At 52.0% G+C, this 410-nt stretch carries 1 rRNA gene; it reads left to right on the top strand.

Going from position 1 to position 410, the window contains the following annotated elements:
- Positions 1-227, top strand: a 23S ribosomal RNA gene (locus DT057_RS35235); the annotation flags it as partial.
- Between the last annotated feature and the right edge of the window lie 183 nt (positions 228-410).

The raw sequence follows: 410 nt of genomic DNA, 5'->3' as shown, positions 1-410 counted from the left end.
GAACCTCTGGTGTACCGGTTGTCACGCCAGTGGCATTGCCGGGTAGCTAAGTTCGGAAGAGATAACCGCTGAAAGCATCTAAGCGGGAAACTTGCCTTGAGATGAGATTTCCCGGAGCCTTGAGCTCCTTGAAGGGTCGTTCGAGACCAGGACGTTGATAGGCTGGGTGTGGAAGTGCAGTAATGCATTAAGCTAACCAGTACTAATTGCCCGTACGGCTTGTCCCTATAACCTTGGCAGGTTATAGCAATGAGAATACAGTGCCGTTTGTTGTGACAAACCACTACCTGAACTTTACTTCCTCCAGATTCTGAGCACGTTGCCCAACAGGGGACGCCGCTCGTACAAGTCATGCCTGATGACCATAGCAAGTCGGTCCCACCCCTTCCCATCCCGAACAGGACCGTGAA

Origin of the sequence: Methylobacterium crusticola (genome assembly GCF_003574465.1) — a bacterium.
Taxonomy (GTDB): Bacteria; Pseudomonadota; Alphaproteobacteria; order Rhizobiales; family Beijerinckiaceae; genus Methylobacterium; species Methylobacterium crusticola.
This window is presented reverse-complemented; position numbering and strand designations above follow the sequence as displayed.